This window comes from Erwinia tasmaniensis Et1/99, assembly GCF_000026185.1.
Taxonomy (GTDB): Bacteria; Pseudomonadota; Gammaproteobacteria; order Enterobacterales; family Enterobacteriaceae; genus Erwinia; species Erwinia tasmaniensis.
The window spans coordinates 218313-239067 of record NC_010694.1 but is presented as its reverse complement, the minus strand read 5'-3'; the positions used below and the strand labels follow the sequence as shown (position 1 = coordinate 239067).

Annotated in this window: 17 protein-coding genes; 5 read left to right on the top strand and 12 right to left on the bottom strand. The window is 55.1% G+C overall.

Features of this window, described 5'->3' with window-relative positions; genetic code table 11:
- Nucleotides 1-4: 4 nt before the first annotated feature.
- From wzzE to trxA, 4 genes are all read right to left on the bottom strand, one after another.
- Nucleotides 5-1033 carry an ECA polysaccharide chain length modulation protein gene (gene wzzE / locus ETA_RS02050; protein WP_012439964.1) on the bottom strand — a complete coding sequence of 343 codons (1029 nt, stop codon included), beginning with the start codon at nucleotides 1031-1033 and terminating at the stop codon, nucleotides 5-7.
- A 26-nt stretch (nucleotides 1034-1059) separates the two neighbouring features.
- On the bottom strand, nucleotides 1060-2166 hold the full coding sequence (gene wecA / locus ETA_RS02045; protein ID WP_012439963.1) for a UDP-N-acetylglucosamine--undecaprenyl-phosphate N-acetylglucosaminephosphotransferase: 1107 nt from the start codon (nucleotides 2164-2166) through the stop codon (nucleotides 1060-1062).
- A gap of 292 nt (nucleotides 2167-2458) precedes the next feature.
- Nucleotides 2459-3718: a transcription termination factor Rho gene (gene rho / locus ETA_RS02040; protein ID WP_012439962.1), complete on the bottom strand. Its 1260-nt coding sequence runs from the start codon at nucleotides 3716-3718 to the stop codon at nucleotides 2459-2461.
- Nucleotides 3719-4085: 367 nt separating this feature from the next.
- Nucleotides 4086-4415, bottom strand: a complete 330-nt coding sequence (trxA, locus tag ETA_RS02035; RefSeq protein WP_012439961.1) for a thioredoxin TrxA — start codon at nucleotides 4413-4415, stop codon at nucleotides 4086-4088.
- Nucleotides 4416-4545: 130 nt separating this feature from the next.
- Between trxA and rhlB the strand changes: the two genes are divergently transcribed.
- Entirely contained in the window at nucleotides 4546-5838 is a 1293-nt protein-coding gene (gene rhlB, locus ETA_RS02030; protein ID WP_012439960.1) for an ATP-dependent RNA helicase RhlB, read from the top strand.
- Nucleotides 5839-5844: 6 nt separating this feature from the next.
- Nucleotides 5845-7329, top strand: coding sequence for an exopolyphosphatase (gene ppx / locus ETA_RS02025; protein ID WP_012439959.1), 1485 nt, complete (start codon nucleotides 5845-5847; stop codon nucleotides 7327-7329).
- A gap of 41 nt (nucleotides 7330-7370) precedes the next feature.
- On the opposite strand, the gene rep is transcribed toward ppx, so the two are convergent.
- A complete protein-coding gene (gene rep / locus ETA_RS02020; protein WP_012439958.1) occupies nucleotides 7371-9389 on the bottom strand; it encodes a DNA helicase Rep in 2019 nt (672 codons plus the stop codon).
- Nucleotides 9390-9477: 88 nt separating this feature from the next.
- On the opposite strand from rep, the gene ppiC reads away from it, so the two are divergent.
- On the top strand, nucleotides 9478-9759 hold the full coding sequence (gene ppiC / locus ETA_RS02015) for a peptidylprolyl isomerase PpiC (RefSeq protein ID WP_012439957.1): 282 nt from the start codon (nucleotides 9478-9480) through the stop codon (nucleotides 9757-9759).
- Nucleotides 9760-9817: 58 nt separating this feature from the next.
- Here ppiC and ilvC read toward each other — a convergent pair whose 3' ends face one another.
- Nucleotides 9818-11296, bottom strand: coding sequence for a ketol-acid reductoisomerase (ilvC, locus tag ETA_RS02010; protein ID WP_012439956.1), 1479 nt, complete (start codon nucleotides 11294-11296; stop codon nucleotides 9818-9820).
- Nucleotides 11297-11461: 165 nt separating this feature from the next.
- Here ilvC and ilvY point away from each other — a divergent pair, with 165 nt between their 5' ends.
- Nucleotides 11462-12343 (top strand): HTH-type transcriptional activator IlvY, encoded by an 882-nt coding sequence (gene ilvY / locus ETA_RS02005; RefSeq protein WP_012439955.1) that lies wholly within the window; start codon nucleotides 11462-11464, stop codon nucleotides 12341-12343.
- Here the strand turns inward: ilvY and ilvA are convergent.
- From ilvA to ilvL, 6 genes are all read right to left on the bottom strand, one after another.
- Nucleotides 12340-13884 (bottom strand): threonine ammonia-lyase, biosynthetic, encoded by a 1545-nt coding sequence (gene ilvA / locus ETA_RS02000; protein ID WP_012439954.1) that lies wholly within the window; start codon nucleotides 13882-13884, stop codon nucleotides 12340-12342. The two genes, ilvY and ilvA, sit on opposite strands and share 4 nt — an antisense overlap.
- 5 nt (nucleotides 13885-13889) lie before the next feature.
- On the bottom strand, nucleotides 13890-15740 hold the full coding sequence (gene ilvD, locus ETA_RS01995) for a dihydroxy-acid dehydratase (protein ID WP_012439953.1): 1851 nt from the start codon (nucleotides 15738-15740) through the stop codon (nucleotides 13890-13892).
- Nucleotides 15741-15803: 63 nt separating this feature from the next.
- Nucleotides 15804-16730, bottom strand: a complete 927-nt coding sequence (locus ETA_RS01990; RefSeq protein ID WP_012439952.1) for a branched-chain amino acid transaminase — start codon at nucleotides 16728-16730, stop codon at nucleotides 15804-15806.
- A gap of 18 nt (nucleotides 16731-16748) precedes the next feature.
- Entirely contained in the window at nucleotides 16749-17006 is a 258-nt protein-coding gene (gene ilvM, locus ETA_RS01985) for an acetolactate synthase 2 small subunit (RefSeq protein WP_012439951.1), read from the bottom strand.
- Nucleotides 17003-18649 carry an acetolactate synthase 2 catalytic subunit gene (ilvG, locus tag ETA_RS01980; RefSeq protein ID WP_012439950.1) on the bottom strand — a complete coding sequence of 549 codons (1647 nt, stop codon included), beginning with the start codon at nucleotides 18647-18649 and terminating at the stop codon, nucleotides 17003-17005. The genes ilvM and ilvG overlap by 4 nt, the downstream gene beginning before the upstream one ends.
- A gap of 140 nt (nucleotides 18650-18789) precedes the next feature.
- Complete coding sequence (ilvL, locus tag ETA_RS19815; RefSeq protein ID WP_157037486.1) at nucleotides 18790-18888, bottom strand: ilv operon leader peptide; 99 nt, start codon at nucleotides 18886-18888, stop codon at nucleotides 18790-18792.
- Nucleotides 18889-19228: 340 nt separating this feature from the next.
- On the opposite strand from ilvL, the gene ETA_RS01975 reads away from it, so the two are divergent.
- Nucleotides 19229-20749 carry a YifB family Mg chelatase-like AAA ATPase gene (locus ETA_RS01975; RefSeq protein ID WP_012439949.1) on the top strand — a complete coding sequence of 507 codons (1521 nt, stop codon included), beginning with the start codon at nucleotides 19229-19231 and terminating at the stop codon, nucleotides 20747-20749.
- Nucleotides 20750-20755: the final 6 nt, after the last annotated feature.

Here is a 20755-nt window from a genome sequence, read left to right as displayed (position 1 = left end):
AGGCTTAACGACGGGGGCGTCGAACCAGCGCCGTACCGGCACCGACCAGCACACCCACTGCGCCCCACATCACCATAAGCAGCGCGCGGCGCGGGCTGTCTCGCTTCACCGGCTCTTCCGGGGTACGTAGATAACGCCAGGTCTGGAACGATTTCACCAGCGTTGGCCCTACGTTCAGCGTCATCATCATCGCCCGGTTCTGGTAGTAATCAAGACCGTAAGACGGGCCGCTAGACAGCAGATTTTCTAGCCGCGCCTGCAGCATAGCGCGCCCAAGCATGAACAGCTCCGAGTCTGGCAGCTGTTCGGAAGGCGTTTGCGTTTTCGCCTGCTCAAACCCGTGCTGCTGCGCAATTTTCAGAGCCTGTTGCACGCTGTTAACCTGGCGATCGTAAATCGCTTTGGCGACGTCTTCCTGACGTTTAACCTGAGCTTTTAACTGTATGCTGCGTGCCGCCCAGGCCGCGCTCAACTCCTGATTAAGATGGGTCGTAGCACGTTCATTGGCGAAGGCCACATACTGGCGTAAAAGAATATTCGCATCGGCTGACGTTTCCGCCACCATCTTGACGGTGTCGTTAATGTTTTTTGCGCTATCGGCGGGCTGCAGCTGAATATCCGCGATCAGCTCGTCGAGAAACGCGGCATCCTGACGCGCATCACCGCTCTTTCTCTTCTGGTAATAGCTGGACTGTAGCCAGAAATCACGCCGGGTATCCCAGGCAAATAGCTGCATCACAAACTCCTGATACACCTCATCAATGACGGGGGTTGGCACCGCATTCGCACTGCCTACTGAGATATCCAGGTTATTCAAAAACTGCTGTTGAGAATAAAAGCCGGATAACGCATTCACCGTAGGCCGATCGACGATGGCAGTGGTACTCCATTGCGGCGTCACCAGCAGTGAATAGATCCAGGCCAGTAAAGCAAACAGGACACCACCAGCAGTAATCCAACGTTTACCGCACCATAGTGCGCAGCAAAGGCCACGAATATCCAGTTCGTTATCAGCAGCATCAGGATATGTCATACTTCATTTTCCTTGTGATCGGGCGTCTATCTGTCAGCAGAGGATTTTTTGCCGTTGCTGCTATTACGCAGTCGGCGCTTCAGGCGTTTTATCATGCGTGCCACACGCCATGCCCGCTTTATGCAGTAGCCATAAAGCATGAAAGCCAGTAAAAACAGGACCAGCATGACCCACTCAGGGACGAACGTCAGATATTCCCCAATTCCACCAATCAACGCCAGTAGAGCCGCCGCGGCGGTGATCAGAACAAAGGCCTGGCGTGAGGTAAACCCGGCACGCATGATCAGATGATGTATATGTTGGCGGTCTGCGGAGAAAGGGCTCATGCCTTTACTAAGACGACGATACATAATTGCCACCATGTCCATCAGCGGGATAGCGATCAGCCACAGCGCCGTGACGGGTGTTATCGGGTGACTCTGGCCCTGCGTGGTTTCCAGGAGTATCCAGATAATGGTAAATCCAATCAGCGTACTGCCCGCATCGCCCATAAAAACTTTGTAGCGACGACCGAGCAGCCCAAGGTTCAAGAAAATATAAGGGATGATGGCGGCAATCATGATGAAACACCACATGGCAAGGCTATGCTGACCGTCAAACAGTAAGATTGTGCCCATCGCGAGAAATGTTACGCAGGACAACCCTCCCAACAGCCCGTCAATACCATCAACCATATTGAACGCATTGATAGCAGCCCAAACGGCAAATAGCGTCAGAACATAGCCAAAGGGGCCGACAATGAGCTCCCAGGGGCCAAAAATATAGCCAAGACTCAGCAAATAAATCTTGGCTTTCATCATCATGACGACGGCAACGGCAGCCTGAACAACCGCGCGGAACTTCACGCTGATGTCATAGCGGTCATCCAGTGCGCCAACCATGACCAGGCAGCCCGCACACCCCATATACAATCCGATATGAGGGATATAGAAATCCGTCAATGTAAAGGCGAAGCAACTCCCGGCAAAGACTGAAATACCGCCGACTAACGGAATCGCTCCCTGATGACGCTTGCGATAGTTGGGTTTATCCACCAATCCAATTTTCTTGGCCGCTTTACGCGCAAAAAAAAGAAACACCAAAGAAAATAAAAAAGTTAGGGCAAGCTCCGTACTCATATTGAGTAAATTCACATTAACCAGCTCTCTGCTAAGAATTGCGTCGTGTTATAAGCAATATTAATGCCATTGACACTCGTCTAATTCTGATTCTATTCACCAGGGCAAGCATAATCAATGCTCCCTGTGGCTTTCATCCTGCGCCATATATTATGGTGTAATTGGGCTTGTTGAGAATAGCCTATAGACCAAAAACAAAAAACGCCACGACTAAGCGTGGCGTTACCCGAGTTTTATGCTGTTTATTGATGATTTTCGTACAACGTCACGATGCGTTCGTCGTTAAACTTCGCCAGCCGTGACCTGGTTACGAACGTTTCATCATATCGAAGAACTCATCGTTGGTTTTGGTCATCGCCAACTTGTTAATCAGGAACTCCATCGCATCAATTTCACCCATTGGATGGATAATCTTGCGCAGGATCCACATTTTCTGTAGCTCTTCCGACGAAGTCAGCAACTCTTCTTTACGGGTACCAGAACGATTGTAATCAATCGCAGGGAACACGCGTTTCTCGGCAATTTTACGTGCCAGATGCAGTTCCATGTTACCCGTACCTTTAAACTCTTCGTAGATGACTTCATCCATCTTCGAACCGGTATCAACCAGTGCGGTCGCGATAATGGTCAGGCTACCGCCCTCTTCCACATTACGTGCCGCGCCGAAGAAACGTTTTGGACGGTGCAGGGCGTTAGCATCCACACCACCGGTCAGTACCTTGCCAGAGGCAGGAACCACGGTGTTGTAGGCGCGTGCCAGGCGGGTAATCGAGTCCAGCAGGATGATAACATCTTTTTTGTGCTCGACCAGGCGTTTGGCTTTCTCAATAACCATTTCAGCAACCTGGACGTGACGTGATGCGGGCTCATCGAAGGTAGAGGCGATCACTTCACCTTTCACCAGACGCTGCATCTCTGTCACTTCTTCCGGGCGCTCGTCAATCAGCAGCACCATCAGCACGCAGTCAGGATGGTTGTAGGCAATGCTCTGCGCAATATTCTGCAGCAGCATGGTTTTACCCGCTTTCGGCGGAGCGACGATCAAACCACGCTGACCACGACCGATCGGCGAAGCCAGATCCAGTACGCGTGCGGTCAGGTCTTCGGTAGAACCGTTGCCACGCTCCATACGCAGGCGAGAGTTGGCATGCAGCGGCGTTAAGTTTTCAAACAGGATTTTATTACGCGCATTTTCCGGTTTGTCGTAGTTAACCTCGTTAACCTTCAGCAGTGCAAAATAGCGCTCACCCTCTTTCGGTGGGCGGATCTTGCCAGAGATGGTGTCGCCGGTGCGGAGGTTGAAACGACGGATTTGGCTGGGGGAAACGTAGATATCATCAGGGCCGGCGAGGTAGGAACTGTCTCCTGAACGGAGGAAACCAAATCCGTCCTGCAATATCTCAAGTACGCCATCGCCGAAGATGTCTTCGCCACTTTTAGCATGCTGCTTAAGGATGGCGAAAATAATATCCTGTTTGCGCATGCGGGCCAAGTTTTCCAGCCCCATATTTTCGCCGAGAGTGATCAGGTCAGAAACCGGCGTATTTTTTAATTCGGTAAGATTCATAATGGTGGGTTCTTAAACTCGGGGTATATCTTGAACTGTTTGTCGTGAATGGTATGGCGAAAGATCCATGCCTGTTTATATCGGTTCCTGATTCGGAAGTCCGCTCGACGATCGCGTGAAGGAAAATGCAGATCTGAAACGAGGGACGGTAGAGAGGAAGCCGGAAATCAGTTAGTACTAACCGTCAGATTGCTGAACGTGTGTAAGACTTTAATAGATTAAGCTGTTCAACAAGGAGTAATTCTAAAGATTCAAACTACAAGGTAAAGGTAAGTTCGTCGTGCAGTAGGTTTAAGTTAGCACGCTTAATGCCGGGCGTCTAGCGGTCAAAGAAAAATTCGAACCGCAAGGCGCCGGCGGGGCAGGGTTAGCCCAGATTCGCGTTCAGGAACTCTTTCAGCTGGCCTTTAGACAGCGCGCCAACTTTAGTCGCAGCCACTTCACCATTTTTAAACAGCAGCAGGGTAGGAATACCACGAATGCCGTACTTCGGTGCCGTTGCCGGATTTTCATCGATGTTCAGCTTAGCGATAGTCAGTTTGCCTTCATATTCAGCAGCCACTTCGTCGAGAATCGGGGCGATCATTTTGCAAGGGCCGCACCATTCTGCCCAGAAATCGACCAGCGTTAAGCCATCCGCTTTAAGGACGTCGTTTTCAAAGCTGTCATCGGTCAGGTGAACAATTTTATCGCTCATGTTTACTCCAGGAGATTATCTTTACCTTGTGATGTCGCGTTAAGCAGCATCAGGCTGAGTTTATATCACTGCTTTTATTTCACCGGATATGCTTTCGTAAAGCAATAGTAAGCTGATATTCTACCACACTATGAGCAAAACACACTTAACAGAACAGAAGTTTTCCGACTTCGCCCTGCACCCTCAGGTGATTGAAGCCCTTGAAACTAAAGGGTTTCATAATTGCACGCCTATTCAGGCGCTGGCATTACCGTTTACGCTCTCCGGGCGTGATGTAGCAGGTCAGGCGCAAACAGGTACCGGCAAAACGATGGCGTTCCTGACGTCAACGTTTCATCATCTTCTTTCTCACCCTGCTCCGGAAGGCCGTCAGACTAACCAACCGCGCGCACTGATTCTGGCTCCAACGCGCGAACTGGCGGTACAGATCCATGCAGACGCCGAGCCGCTTGCGCAGATAACGGGCCTCAAGCTCGGACTGGCATACGGTGGCGATGGTTACGATAAGCAGCTAAAAGTACTGGAAAACGGCGTCGATGTGCTGATCGGCACCACGGGTCGTTTAATCGATTACGCTAAACAAAATCACGTCAATTTGGGTGCCATCCAGGTAGTGGTACTCGACGAAGCTGACCGTATGTTTGATCTTGGCTTTATTAAAGACATTCGCTGGCTGTTCCGCCGCATGCCTGCCGCTAATCAGCGCCTGAATATGCTGTTCTCTGCCACTCTATCGTTCCGCGTGCGCGAGCTGGCCTTTGAGAACATGAACAATGCCGAATACGTTGAGGTCGAACCGGACCAGAAAACCGGGCATCGTATTAAAGAAGAGCTTTTCTATCCTTCCAATGAAGAAAAAATGCGTTTGCTGCAAACGCTGATCGAAGAAGAGTGGCCGGACCGCACCATTATTTTCGCCAATACCAAGCATCGCTGTGAAGACGTCTGGGGCCATCTGGCCGCCGACGGGCATCGCGTCGGCCTGCTGACCGGCGACGTTGCGCAGAAAAAACGCCTGCGCATCCTTGATGACTTCACCAAAGGTGATGTCGATATCCTTGTCGCCACCGACGTTGCCGCACGAGGCCTGCATATTCCTGCGGTGACTCACGTGTTCAACTATGACCTGCCTGACGACCGCGAAGATTATGTTCATCGTATCGGTCGCACCGGGCGTGCGGGCGCTAACGGTCACTCTATCAGCCTGGCCTGTGAAGAGTACGCGCTGAACCTGCCGGCCATTGAAGAGTATATTGGTCACAGCATTACGGTCAGCCGTTACAACAGCGATGCGCTGATGACTGACCTTCCGCCGCCTAAACGCCTGACCCGCAACCGTTCAGGAAATGGCCCACGCCGTGGTGGAAATAACAACCGCCGCAGCAGTGCATCACGCAGCCCTAACCGTAAACGTTCAGGTTAAGTCATTATGCGGAGCGCATCATCACTCTATGCTGCGATCGATTTAGGGTCGAACAGCTTTCACATGTTGGTGGTGCGTGAGGTGGCTGGCAGCATCCAGACCATCGCCCGCATCAAGCGTAAGGTGCGCCTTGCTGCCGGACTCGATGCGGATAATAACCTCTCGGCCGAGGCTATGGATCGTGGCTGGCAGTGTCTGCGGCTGTTTTCTGAACAGCTGCAGGATATTCCTCCCGAACAGATCCGCGTTGTGGCAACGGCGACCCTGCGGATTGCCGCCAATGCGGGAAGCTTTCTGGCACAGGCACAAAAGCTGCTTGGCTGCCCGGTAAACGTCATTAGCGGCGAAGAGGAAGCGCGCCTGATTTATCAGGGAGTGTCCCATACCACCGGTGGTTCTGATAAACGTCTGGTCGTCGATATCGGCGGCGGCAGTACCGAACTGGTCACCGGCAGGGGCTCGCAACCCACCACGTTATATAGCCTTTCTATGGGCTGCGTCACATGGCTGGAGCGCTATTTTAGCGATCGGCAACTCGGCAAGGTCAATTTCGAACAGGCCGAACAGGCAGCACGCGCAATGATCCGACCGATAGCCGACTCGCTTAAAGCCCAGGGCTGGCAGGTGTGCGTGGGAGCATCCGGTACTGTCCAGGCGCTGCAGGAAATCATGATGGCGCAGGGCATGGACGAACGCATTACGCTGAACAAACTGCAGCAGCTGAAACAGCGTGCTATCGAGTGTGGCAAGCTGGAAGAGCTGGAGATTGAAGGGCTTACCCTTGAGCGTGCGTTGGTCTTTCCGAGTGGCCTGTCGATCCTTATCGCCATCTTCAGCGAGCTGAATATCAGTAGCATGACGCTGGCGGGCGGTGCGCTACGTGAAGGGCTGCTGTACGGCATGCTGCCTCTTCCGGTCGATCGCGACATCCGCAGCCGCACGCTGCACGATGTGCAACGCCGTTTTTCTGTCGACCCGGAACAGGCGGAGCGGGTGCGTCAGCTGGCGGATAGTTTCGCCCGTCAGGTGAGCCTGCAATGGAAGTTGGACGATCGCAGCCGCGAGCTGCTGGGCAGCGCCTGTCTGCTGCACGAAATTGGGCTGAGCGTCGATTTCCGTCAGGCGCCACAGCATGCGGCCTACCTGGTTCGCTATCTGGATTTGCCGGGCTTCACGCCGGCACAGAAAAAATTGCTGGCCACGCTGCTACAAAATCAGGTTGGCAACATCGATCTTCCGCTGCTAAGCCAGCAAAACGCCCTACTCCCGCGCATTGCGGAGCGGCTGTCTCGCCTGCTGCGCCTGGCGATTATTTTTGCCAGCCGCCGACGCGATGACAGGTTACCGGCGGTACGTTTACAGGCCGATGACGACAACCTGACCGTCACTCTGCCGTCCGGCTGGCTGGAAGCACATCCGTTACGTGCTGAACTGCTGGAGCAAGAGGCTCGCTGGCAGGGTTACGTGCACTGGCCGTTAATTATTGCCTGAAAGCGCAGCTTTATATCCCGCTGACTCATGCAGGGCGGACGTTATTTCCTGGATTTATCCAACATTGCACGCAGACCGGCGACCCGACTTTGCCCGGTCTGCATCCGCTCTTCTGCACTCACCACCTTGCGTTCGCTTTCCCACTGTAAATCGTCCTGCGGCAGTTCCAGGAGAAAACGGCTTGGTTCCGGACGAACCAGCTCGCCATACTGACGCCGTTCGCGGCACAGGGTAAACGTCAGCTCCTTCTGCGCGCGGGTGATCCCCACATAGGCCAGGCGACGCTCTTCTTCAACGTTGTTTTCGTCAATGCTGCTCTGATGCGGTAACAGCCCTTCCTCCATACCCACCAGAAAGACGTACGGGAACTCCAGACCTTTTGAGGCATGCAGGGTCATTAGCTGTACCTGGTCGGATCCTTCATCACTTTCACCGCGTTCCATCATATCGCGCAGGGTAAAGCGTGTGACCACCTGGGTTAGCGTCATCGGTTCATCAATGTCGCTGCCTTCCAGCATTTCCGTCATCCACTGGAACAGCGTATTGACGTTTTTCATACGCATTTCGGCCGCTTTCGGGCTGGCCGAGGTTTCAAACAGCCAGCTTTCATAGTCAACGCCACGGATCAGATCGCGCACCGCCGCCACCGGCTCACACTCCGCAAGCCGGGCGATCTCCTGTAACCAGTGGGTGAAACGCTGTAACGACTCCAGCCCGCGTCCGGTCAGGGTTTGCCCCAGACCCACGTCGAAGCTGGCGTTAAACAGGCTTTTGTTACGCTGCGTGGCCCACTCGCCCAGCTTCTGCAAGGTTGCCGAACCGATTTCGCGGCGCGGCGTGTTGACGATACGCATAAAGGCGCTGTCATCGTCGGCGTTGGTCAGCACCCGCAGATAGGCCAGCAGGTCTTTAATTTCCGGGCGCGAGAAAAATGAGGTGCCGCCCGAAATGCGATACGGAATACGGTTCTGCATCAGCATCTTCTCAAAGACGCGCGACTGATGGTTACCGCGATAGAGAATGGCGTAATCCCCGTACTGCGTTTTATTAATGAAGTGGTGGGCAATCAGCTCACCGATCACCCGCTCCGCCTCGTGATCTTCATGGTTGGCGGTCACCACTTTCAGCTCGGCACCATAACCCAGCTCGGAGAACAGGCGTTTTTCAAAAACGTGGGGATTATTGGCAATCAGGATATTAGCCGCTTTAAGAATACACTCTGAAGAACGGTAATTCTGCTCCAGTTTAATAACCTGTAACGCAGGGAAATCCTCCTGTAACAACACCAGGTTTTGCGGCCGCGCCCCGCGCCAGGAGTAAATAGACTGATCGTCATCCCCCACCACGGTAAAACGCGCCCTGGCACCCACCAACAGTTTGACCAGCTCATACTGGCTGGTGTTGGTGTCCTGATATTCATCCACCAGCAGATAGCGAATGCGCTGCTGCCAGCGCTCGCGCACTTCCAGATTACGCTGGAACAGCAGCGTGGGCAGCAGGATAAGGTCGTCGAAATCCAATACGTTACAGGATTTAAGGTGCTTATCGTACAACGCGTAACAGTGGGCAAACAGCTTGTCACGCTCTGACAGTGCGCCCGCGGCCGCACGCGGCGGGTCCATCAAATCGTTCTTCCAGTTTGAGATGGTAGAGATCAACTGCTGCAACAGATTTTTATCGTTTTCCAGCCACCGTTCGGTTAAGTCCTTCAGCAACGCCAGCTGATCCTGATCGTCAAACAGGGAGAAATTTGATTTCATCCCCAGCGCGACGTATTCACGTTTGATGATTTCCAGGCCTAAAGTATGGAAGGTTGAGATCATCAGCCCGCGCGCTTCTTTGCGCCCCAGGGTTTGCGCCACGCGTTCTTTCATCTCGCGCGAAGCCTTGTTGGTAAAAGTGACGGCGGCGATATGACGCGCCTGATAGCCGCACTCGCGGATCAGATGGGCAATTTTGTTGGTGATCACCCGCGTTTTACCCGACCCGGCTCCGGCCAGTACCAGACAGGGTCCGGTAACAAATTCCACGGCGTGTTGCTGACCAGGATTAAGACGCATAGATAAGTTACCCAGTGAAATTGCGGGGGGACAGGAATGACAGCGTGGTAGTATAGCGAGCGCAATCCACATAACTCAAGGCAACATCATGGCAAAAAACGCAGCAGCACTGCATATTCTGGTAAAGGAAGAGAAACTGGCGCTTGACCTGTTAGAGCAGCTGAAACAGGGCGCTGATTTTGAAAAATTGGCGAAGAAACACTCGACCTGCCCGTCGGGTAAGAAAGGCGGCCACTTAGGCGAATTTAAACAGGGTGCAATGGTGCCGGCATTCGATAAAGTGGTGTTTTCCTGCCCGCTGATCGAGCCACAGGGGCCGCTGCATACCCAGTTCGGGTATCACATCATTAAGGTGCTGTACCGCAACTAAAAAAAGCGCCGCGAGGCGCTTTTTTTATCGGGGCGGATAACGTATCCGCCCGGCAATCTTAGCCTGCTACCGCAATACGCTTCATATCGGTCATATAACCGCGCAGTTTGCGGCCAACGGTTTCGATATCGTGGTGACGGATCGCTTCGTTAACATCGCGCAGCTGCGCGTTATCAACGCTGGTTGACGTCTGCGCCTGTTTGCCCAGATCGCCCGCCTGAAGGGTGGTCATAAACTCTTGCAACAGCGGTACCGCCGCGTAAGAGAACAGGTAGTTACCGTATTCGGCGGTATCAGAGATAACCACATTCATTTCATACAGACGCTTACGCGCGATGGTGTTGGCAATCAGCGGCAGCTCGTGCAGGGATTCGTAGTAAGCGGACTCTTCAACGATCCCGGCAGCAACCATGGTTTCAAACGCCAGCTCAACGCCGGCCTTAACCATCGCGATCATGACCACGCCCTGGTCAAAGTAATCCTGCTCGCCGATTTTACCCTCGAACTGTGCGGCGGTTTCAAACGCGGTTTTACCGGTCTCTTCACGCCAGCCCAGCAGTTTTTTATCATCGTTGGCCCAGTCAGCCATCATGCCGGATGAGAATTCACCGGAGATGATGTCATCCATATGCTTCTGGAACAGCGGAGCCATGATGGTTTTCAGCTGCTCAGACAGCGCATAGGCACGCACTTTAGCCGGGTTAGACAGGCGATCCATCATCAGGGTAATGCCACCCTGCTTCAGCGCTTCGGTAATGGTTTCCCAACCGAACTGGATCAGTTTTTCCGCATAGGCCGCGTCGGTACCTTCTGCTACCAGCTTATCAAAGCACAGCAGCGAACCGGCCTGTAACATGCCGCACAGAATAGTCTGCTCGCCCATCAGGTCAGACTTCACCTCGGCCACGAAGGATGACTCCAGCACGCCCGCGCGGTGGCCGCCCGTTGCGGCAGCCCAGGCCTTAGCAATCGCCATGCCTTCGCCTTTCGGATCGTTTTCCGGGTGAACGGCGATCAGCGTAGGGACGCCGAAACCGCGTTTGTACTCTTCACGAACCTCTGTACCAGGGCATTTTGGCGCAACCATCACTACCGTGACGTCTTTGCGTACCTGCTCGCCCACTTCAACAATGTTAAAACCGTGCGAGTAACCCAGCGCAGCGCCGTCTTTCATCAGAGGCTGAACCGCCTGTACCACTGACGTGTGCTGTTTGTCCGGCGTCAGGTTAACCACCAGGTCAGCCTGTGGGATCAGCTCTTCATAGGTGCCCACCTTGAAGCCGTTTTCAGTCGCTTTACGCCATGAGGCGCGCTTTTCGGCGATGGCTTCAGCACGCAGTGCGTAAGCAATGTCCAGACCGGAATCACGCATATTCAGACCCTGATTCAGGCCCTGAGCACCACAACCTACGATGACGACTTTTTTACCCTTCAGGTAGCTGGCTTCATCAGCAAATTCTTCGCGCGCCATAAAACGGCATTTGCCTAATTGCGCCAGCTGGTTGCGCAGATTCAACGTGTTGAAATAGTTAGCCATGGGTACTCCGTATGAGGTTGTGTTCGCATTATTGTTTGTTGTCCGGGCATTGATTCCCCTGCCCTGAATAGACCTTATCATATGACAGGAAATACATTGCTTAAATTGATATATTAACAACGTGATATTGCACTTTTTGCAACGTGAATACAAAGGCTGAATCCCATGGATCTGCGTGACCTGAAACTGTTTCTCCATCTTGCTGACAGCCGACATTTCGCGCGCAGCGCACGCGCCATGCACGTCAGTCCGTCAACGCTGTCGCGGCAGATCCAGCGGCTGGAAGACGACCTCGGCCAGACGCTTTTTTTACGCGATAACCGCACGGTGACCCTGACCGATGCCGGTGAACATCTGCGCCAGTTCGCTCAGCAGACACTGTTGCAATATCAACAAATGTGCCACGCGCTCGGACAAAACGGCCCGTCACTCAGCGGAGAGTTAAGGCTGTTTTGCTCGGTAACGGCCGCCTACAGCCATCTGCCGCCGATCCTCGACCGTTTTCGCGCCGAGCACCCTCTGGTTGAAATCAAGCTGACCACCGGTGATGCCGCCGATGCGGTGGAAAAAGTGCAGTCCGGAGAGATGGATCTCGCCATTGCCGGACGGCCGGAAACCCTTCCCGCCAGCGTAGGCTTTACCCCGCTGGGGCTGATCCCGTTAGTGCTGATAGCCCCGGCGCTGCCCTGCCCGGTACGCACGCTGGCAACGCAGCCGGAGCCCGACTGGTCGCAGATCCCCTTTATTCTGCCCGACCAGGGGCCTTCGCGCCGCCGCATCGACCTTTGGTTCCGTCACCGCCGCATCGCCAACCCACAGATCTATGCCACGGTGTCCGGGCATGAGGCGATTGTCTCGATGGTGGCGGTTGGCTGTGGGATCGCCCTGCTGCCGGACGTGGTGCTGGAAAACAGCCCAGAGGCGGTGCGCAACCGCATTTTGGAACTGGCAGACGTGGAGATGGTCGCCCCGCTGGAGCTGGGTGTATGCGTACAAAAAAAGCGGCTCCTGGAGCCGCTGATTGATGCTTTCTGGAAACTGCTTTAACCCGCGAGGAAGAAACGGAACGACGGGTTATCACTTTCATCATGGAAGTCATAACCCAGCGCCGCCAGATGCTCTTCAAACTGCGGCTCGCTGTCGCTCAGCTCAAAGGCCGCCAGCACGCGACCGTAGTCGGTGCCATGACTGCGATAGTGGAACAGCGAGATATTCCAGTGGGTGCCCAGCGTCTGTAGGAAACGCAGCAGCGCTCCCGGCGCTTCCGGGAACTCAAAGCTGAACAGGCGCTCGCGCAGCGGTTTAGAAGGACGCCCGCCAACCATATAGCGCACGTGCAGCTTCGCCATTTCGTCGTCGGACAGATCCACCACCTTGTAGCCGCCTTCGCCCAACAGTTGCAGGATCTCCTGCCGCTCTTCCGCTCCCCGCGTCAGGCGCACGCCGACGAAAATGCAGGCATCGTCAGCATTGGCATAGCGGTAGTTAAACTCGGTTACCGCACGCCCTCCCAGCAGCTGGCAGAAGCGCAGAAAGCTGCCCTTCTGCTCCGGGATGGTGACGGCCAGCAGCGCTTCCCGCTGTTCGCCCAGTTCGCAGCGCTCGGAAACGTAACGCAACCCGTGGAAGTTAACGTTGGCCCCGGACAGCACGTGAGCAAGGCGCTCTCCCTTGATCTGGTGCTGCTGAATATACTTTTTCATCCCTGCCAACGCCAACGCCCCTGACGGCTCGGCTACCGCCCGCACATCGTCAAACAGATCTTTCACGGCGGCGCAGATCGCATCGCTGTCAACGGTCACGATGTCGTCAAGATACGCCTGGCACAAACGGAAGGTTTCGCTGCCGATACGTTTTACCGCTACGCCTTCGGCAAACAGCCCAACGCGCGGCAGATCGACCGGATGACCCGCATCCAGCGCCGCCTTCAGGCAGGCTGAATCTGCGGCCTCTACGGCAATCACTTTGATCTGCGGCATCAGCTGCTTGATCAGCACCGCAACACCTGCCGCCAGCCCGCCGCCGCCCACCGGCACAAATATGCGATCGAGGTGAGCATCCTGCTGTAGCAGCTCCATCGCCAGCGTGCCCTGCCCGGCGATCACCATCGGATGATCGAAGGGCGGCACGAAGGTGTAGCCGTGCTGCTGCGCCAGCTCCAGCGCTTTGGCTTTGGCTTCGTCAAAGTTGGCACCAAACAGGTAAGCCTCACCGCCAAACGCCCGCACCGCATCGACTTTGATATCTGCCGTGGCAACCGGCATCACGATCAGGGACTTGATGCCTAACTTAGTCGCCGACAGCGCCACGCCCTGAGCATGGTTACCCGCCGACGCGGTCACCACCCCCTGCGCTTTCTGATCTTCATTCAGCCCGGCGATCATCGCATAGGCACCGCGCAGCTTGAAGCTGTGCACCGGCTGGCGATCTTCACGCTTCACTAAAATCGTATTGCCGAGGCGCGCAGAGATCTTTTCCATTTTCTGCAACGGGGTAACCTGTGCAGCTTCATAGACCGGCGCGCGCAGTACCGCGCGCAGATATTCAGCGCCACTGGGTTGTGCGGACAGCGGTTGAGACTCAGCCATTTTTGTTAGCCTCCCAGCTTACTTTTATCACGTACGGCACCTTTGTCGGCGCTGGTGGCCAACGTTGCGTAGGCGCGCAAAGCAAAGGAGACCTGACGCTCACGCCCGTGCGGGGTATAGGCCGCTTCGCCACGGGCATCTTCTTCCAGACGCCGCGCGGCCAGCTCGTTTTCCGCCACGTCCAGCTGAATACCGCGCTGTGGGATATCGATATTAATGATGTCGCCATCTTTCACCAGCGCGATGGTGCCGCCGCTGGCCGCTTCCGGCGAAGCATGACCGATCGACAGCCCGGAGGTTCCGCCGGAGAAACGGCCATCGGTGATCAGCGCACAGGCTTTACCCAACCCCATCGATTTCAGATAGGTGGTGGGATAGAGCATTTCCTGCATGCCCGGCCCGCCTTTCGGACCTTCGTAGCGGATCACCACCACATCACCTGCCACCACTTTGCCGCCGAGGATCGCCGCCACCGCGTCATCCTGGCTTTCGTACACTTTGGCCGGGCCGCTGAAGACCAGGCTGCCTTCGTCAACGCCGGCGGTCTTCACGATACAGCCATTTTCCGCCAGGTTGCCGTACAGCACCGCCAGCCCCCCGTCCTGGCTGAAGGCGAACTCACGGGCGCGAATACAGCCGTGCTGGCGATCGTCGTCCAGCGTTTCCCAGCGGGTGTCCTGTGAGAACGCCTGCGTGGTACGAATACCGGCCGGGCCGGCGCGGAACATCTTTTTCACCGCGTCATCCTGCGTCAGCATAATGTCGTAGCGATCCAGCGTTTCACGCAGGCTCAGGCCCAAAATATTGCGCACGCTGTTGTCCATCAGCCCGGCGCGATCCAGTTCGCCGAGAATGCCGAGCACGCCGCCGGCACGGTGGACATCTTCCATGTGATATTTCGGGGTGCTGGGAGCCACTTTGCACAGATGCGGAACCAGGCGCGAGAGCCTGTCGATGTCGGAGATATCGAAGTCGATTTCCCCTTCCTGTGCCGCCGCCAGCAGGTGCAGCACGGTGTTAGTGGAACCACCCATCGCGATATCCAGCGTCATGGCGTTTTCGAACGCCGCTTTGCTGGCGATGTTGCGCGGCAGCGCGCTTTCGTCATCCTGCTCGTAGTAACGCTTAGTCAGTGCAACGATACGACGACCCGCGTTAAGAAACAGTTCGCGGCGATCTGCATGGGTGGCCAGCAGCGAGCCGTTCCCCGGCTGCGACAGACCCAGCGCTTCGGTCAGACAGTTCATTGAGTTAGCGGTAAACATGCCGGAGCAGGAACCGCAGGTCGGACAGGCAGAGCGCTCAATTTGATCGCTATCGGCATCGCTAACGTTCGGGTTTGCGCCCTGGATCATGGCATCGACCAGATCCAGCTTGATGATTTTATCAGACAGCTTGGTTTTACCGGCTTCCATCGGGCCGCCGGACACGAAGATCACCGGAATGTTCAGGCGCAGTGACGCCATCAGCATGCCTGGGGTGATTTTGTCACAGTTGGAGATACAGACCATGGCATCAGCACAGTGCGCATTGACCATGTATTCTACCGAGTCGGCGATCAGCTCGCGCGACGGCAGAGAATACAGCATGCCGCCGTGGCCCATGGCGATGCCATCATCCACCGCGATAGTGTTGAACTCTTTCGCCACGCCGCCGGACGCTTCGATCTCCTCTGCCACCAGCTTACCCAGATCGCGCAGATGAACGTGACCCGGTACAAACTGCGTAAAGGAGTTAACTACCGCAATGATCGGCTTGCCGAAATCATCGTCGGTCATTCCTGTGGCGCGCCACAGGGCGCGCGCACCCGCCATGTTACGTCCGTGGGTGGTGGTGGCAGAACGGTACTTTGGCATGCTCTTATACTCCAGAAATCAGACAGTGCGCGGCCGTCTGTTGACGACCGCGAAAAAAAATTTTTATGGGTTAACCGGATCCAACCAGCCCCATTTATCTTCGGTTTCGCCGGTGAACAGGCCAAAGAACGCAGACTGAATACGTGCGGTGACCGGGCCACGCTTGCCTTCGCCAACCTGAATGCCGTCTACGCTGCGCACCGGAGTGATCTCTGCGGCGGTGCCTGACATAAAGACTTCGTCGGCCAGGTACAGGGATTCGCGTGACAGCACCTGCTCACGCACTTCAATACCCATATCCTGTGCCAGTTTGATGATCGCATCGCGGGTAATGCCCGGCAGCGCTGACGAGGTAAATGGCGGCGTGAACAGGATGCCGTCTTTGACTTCGAACAGGTTTTCACCGGCCCCTTCAGAGATATAGCCTTGGGTATCCAGCGCGATGCCTTCCTGATAACCGTGGCGGCGAGCTTCACTACCGACCAGCAGCGATGACAGGTAGTTGCCGCCGGCTTTTGCTGCCGTTGGCAGAGTGTTTGGCGCAACGCGGTTCCACGACGAGACCATCGCGTCGATACCCTGCTCCAGCGCTTCCGCGCCCAGGTACGCACCCCACGGGAAGGCGGCGATAATGACGTCAGTTTCATAGCCGTCCGGCGGGTTGACGCCCAGGCCGACATCACCGACAAACACCAGAGGACGAATATAAGCACTTTTCAGGTTGTTTTTGCGCAAGGTGGCACGGCAGGCTTCCATCAGCTCATCAACGCTCAGGCTCACCGGAAAACGATAGATTTTTGCCGAATCGCGCAGGCGCTGCATATGTTCACGATGGCGGAAGACCACCGGCCCTTTGTGCGAGTCATAGCAGCGGACGCCTTCAAATACCGACGTGCCGTAGTGCAATGCGTGAGACATGACGCTGACTTTCGCCTCTTCCCACTTGACCATCTCGCCATTGAACCAGATAAAGTCTGCTTTCTTCGTCATTCTTGTTTCCTTGCGCGCTTATGCGCGGATTTGTTGTGTTGTTTGTTGTTGGATCTGAACGCAGGCAACATCCATTAATTTACTTAGCTGCGTTGACAGTAAATCGACGGAGCGCTGGCTGGCAACGATCATCTCAATATTAATATTGGAGGTATTGGTCAGCGATGCCATATTCATTGAGCACACCTGAAAACCACGGTGGCGAACGACGCGCAAAATGCGCTCCAGTATTTCTGGTCGAAAGCGCGCTTCTATAGACAATTGATGCTGTTTCATGCGGTTCTCTCCATCATATTTTCATTGCTGGCACCCGGCGGCACCAGAGGCCAGACGTTCTCATGTTCGTCAATCGCCACATGAAGCAGGTAGGGACCTTCACTGTGCAACAGCTCATCTAATGCGGCATCGACCTGATCTTTTCGCGTAATACGCTGGCCTTTAATCCCGAAAGCGCTGGCCAGCACGAGGAAATCGGGGTTATCGGACAAGTTGGTTTCACTGTAGCGCTCTTCGAAGAACAGCTGTTGCCACTGGCGTACCATACCCAGACGTTGATTATCCAACAGCAGAATTTTTACCGGCAGCTGTTTGCGCTTAATCGTACCCAGCTCCTGGACGTTCATCATAAAGGAACCATCGCCGGAGACGCAGATCACCGTGTCATCCGGTCGGGCAACCTGTGCTCCAACGGCGGCAGGCAGTCCGAAGCCCATCGTGCCCAGCCCGCTCGAGGTAATGAAGTTTTCCGGGCGGTTGAAGCGCATGTGTTGGGCGGTCCACATCTGGTGCTGACCCACATCGGTGGTGACGACCGCGCTCTGTGGTTTGCGGTCTGACAGCTGCTTCAGCAGCAGCGGGGCATAAATGGCTTCACCCGGATGATCGTAACGCCAGCCGTGCCCGGCTTTTAAGGCAATGACCTCTTCGCGCCAGGCGCTGATGTCTGCCGGCTGATGTAAATCCGGTAACAGCTTATTGATATCACCCTGCAGCCCAACGTGCGCCCGGCGCAGCTTATGCAGTTCAGCCGGGTCGATATCAAGATGGATTACGCTGGCATGGGGTGCAAAGGTGTCGAGTTTCCCGGTGACCCGGTCGTCGAAACGTGCGCCAACGGCGATCAGCAGGTCACAGCGCTGGACCGCAAGGTTTGCCGCTTTCGTTCCGTGCATCCCCAGCATCCCCAGATAACAGGCATCATCTGCATCCGGCGTACCCAACCCCTTCAGGGTGGCAACGGTAGGAATTCCGCTGGCGCTGGCGAAAGCACGCAGGGCATCAACCGCATTCGCCATGCCTACTCCACCGCCAACATACAGGATGGGTTTTTTAGATCGCGCCAGCAGCTCACGCGCCTGCTGCAATTCTGTGTCAGGGTGCGCCATCTCCGGCTCAACCGGCATCAGGTGCGCGGTTAATTCGCCATGAGCCAGCTGTATATCTTTAGGGATATCGACCAGCACCGGCCCCGGGCGGCCCGATTTAGCGATGGCAAACGCTTCAGCCAACACCGACGGCAGTTCAGCAAGCGATTCAACAAGGAAGCTGTGTTTAGTACAGGCCAGCGACAGGCCCAGAACGTCGATTTCCTGAAAGGCATCGGTTCCCATCACCGCTGAAGAAACCTGCCCGGTGATGGCAACAATGGGCACAGAGTCAAGCATGGCGTCAGCCAACCCGGTGATCAGGTTAGTCGCACCCGGCCCCGAAGTCGCGATGCAAACGCCGACTTTGCCGGTAGCACGGGCATAACCGATCGCGGCCATAGCCGCACCCTGCTCGTGGCGACACAGCAGGTGTTCGACCCCGCCGTCATAAAGCGCGTCATAAACCGGCATGATTGCACCGCCCGGGTAGCCGAAAACGGTTTCGACTCCCTGTGCACGCAAAGATTGAACTACCCACTGAGCACCATTCATAGTTATTCCACCACCTCTTGCCGGCGAGAGCAGCATATTATGCTGCTATTCGATATCCGTACCTCTGTATTTGATGACCTGATAAAAAAAAACCCCCGGACCTTTCGGTGCGGGGGTTCTTTCGAAATCAGGCTTGATTTTTAAGCCTTTCTTTCTCCGAGCGTAGCCCCGCACGGCGTGATAATAATCACGACGACGTTAATTAGGACCAGGCTGACGACTCGTAGAAGGGCTTTCATTGGAATTCTTTTTGTTCACTTGTTCGAAGTAATGCCTACAGAGTTATCACAGTAAGTGCCTTTAATTCAACTTTTTTCGTAAATTTATTTATGATCGTCAACGCAAATTTTAAAAATTTATCTGCCATTCAATAACTAAGCCCTAAATGAATTTCCCTCATTAGTCACGAAGGGTTACTTTTTTTTACCCACAGAGTTAGCCAGCTCCGATCGCCTTCGCAAATAAAAGGTACGTATTTCACAAAGCTAAAAAGCCTTGCGGGGAGGCGCATAATCCACAAATTTCTTTCTCGCTGTATGAGATCAGGTAGTACAGAGTAGGCGAATACAAGGAGAGTTTATGTCGTTATCTGTTGCTTTTACCCGTGCCGCGATTGGCATTCAGGCACCGTTGGTGTCTGTAGAAGTTCATCTCAGCAATGGGCTACCCGCGCTGTCACTGGTCGGATTGCCAGAAACAACCGTCAAGGAAGCGCGTGACAGAGTGCGTAGCGCTATCATCAACAGCGGGTTCAACTTCCCGGCTAAACGGATCACCGTCAGCCTGGCACCTGCGGATCTTCCCAAAGAAGGCGGCAGATATGACCTCCCTATCGCTATCGCCATTCTCGCCGCGTCAGAACAGATTCCTGCTGAAAAACTGACGCGGTATGAGTTCCTCGGTGAATTAGCGCTTACAGGCGCGCTACGCGGCGTACAGGGCGCTATCCCTGCCGCGCTGGCAGCCCTGAATGCCCAGCGGCAGCTGATCCTGTCAGCAGATAACCAGCATGATGTCAGCTTGATAAGTCAGGGAGAAAGTTTGATAGCCATGCACCTGCTGGAGGTATGTGCGTTTTTACAGGACGAAGCAAAGTTGGAAGCGGCTCATGGCGAACCGCAGGAATGCCCTCCGGCCTCCGGAGACCTGAACGAAGTCATCGGCCAGCAGCAGGCTAAGCGCGCGCTTGAGATTGCTGCCGCAGGAGGCCACAATCTGTTGTTTATTGGCCCGCCGGGGACCGGAAAGACAATGCTTGCTTCCCGACTAAACGGCCTGATGCCGCCCCTGAGCGATCGCGAGGCGTTAGAAAGCGCCAGCGTCGCCAGTCTGGTCAATAGCGGCGAGCTGCAGCGCAATTGGCGCCAGAGGCCCTATCGGGCCCCTCACCACAGCGCATCACTGTATGCGCTGGTCGGCGGAGGGTCGCTGCCTAAGCCTGGCGAAATATCTTTAGCCCATAACGGGATACTGTTTCTCGATGAGTTGCCTGAGTTCGAGCGCCGGGCGCTTGATGCGCTACGCGAACCGCTTGAGTCGGGGGAGATCACTATTTCACGCGCCAGAGCAAAGATTACCTATCCGGCACGCTTCCAGCTGGTTGCAGCAATGAATCCCAGTCCTACCGGCCACTATCGCGGCCTGCATAATCGCTCATCCCCCCAGCAGACATTGCGCTATCTCAGTCGCCTGTCTGGCCCCTTCCTCGATCGATTCGATATTTCTCTTGAAGTCCCGCTGCTGGCACCGGGAGCGCTAAGTCATCGACGCGACGAAAGCGAGTCCAGCCAACAGGTCCGTGAGCGCGTAGTATTGGCTCGGGAGCGTCAGCTGGCACGCTGCAGTAAAATGAATTCGGCAATGAACAACCAGGAAATACGGGCTTGCTGTACACTGTCGCCTGTGGATGCAGAATGGCTAGAGCAGGTCATTCTCCAACTCGGTCTGTCAGTGCGAGCCTGGCAACGCATACTCAAGGTTGCCCGCACGATCGCGGACTTAGCAGGGGAACATATTATTAGTCGGGATCATCTGACCGAGGCCGTTAGCTATCGGGCTATCGATCGACTGCTAATCCATTTGCAAAATAGCCTGGACTGACAGGAA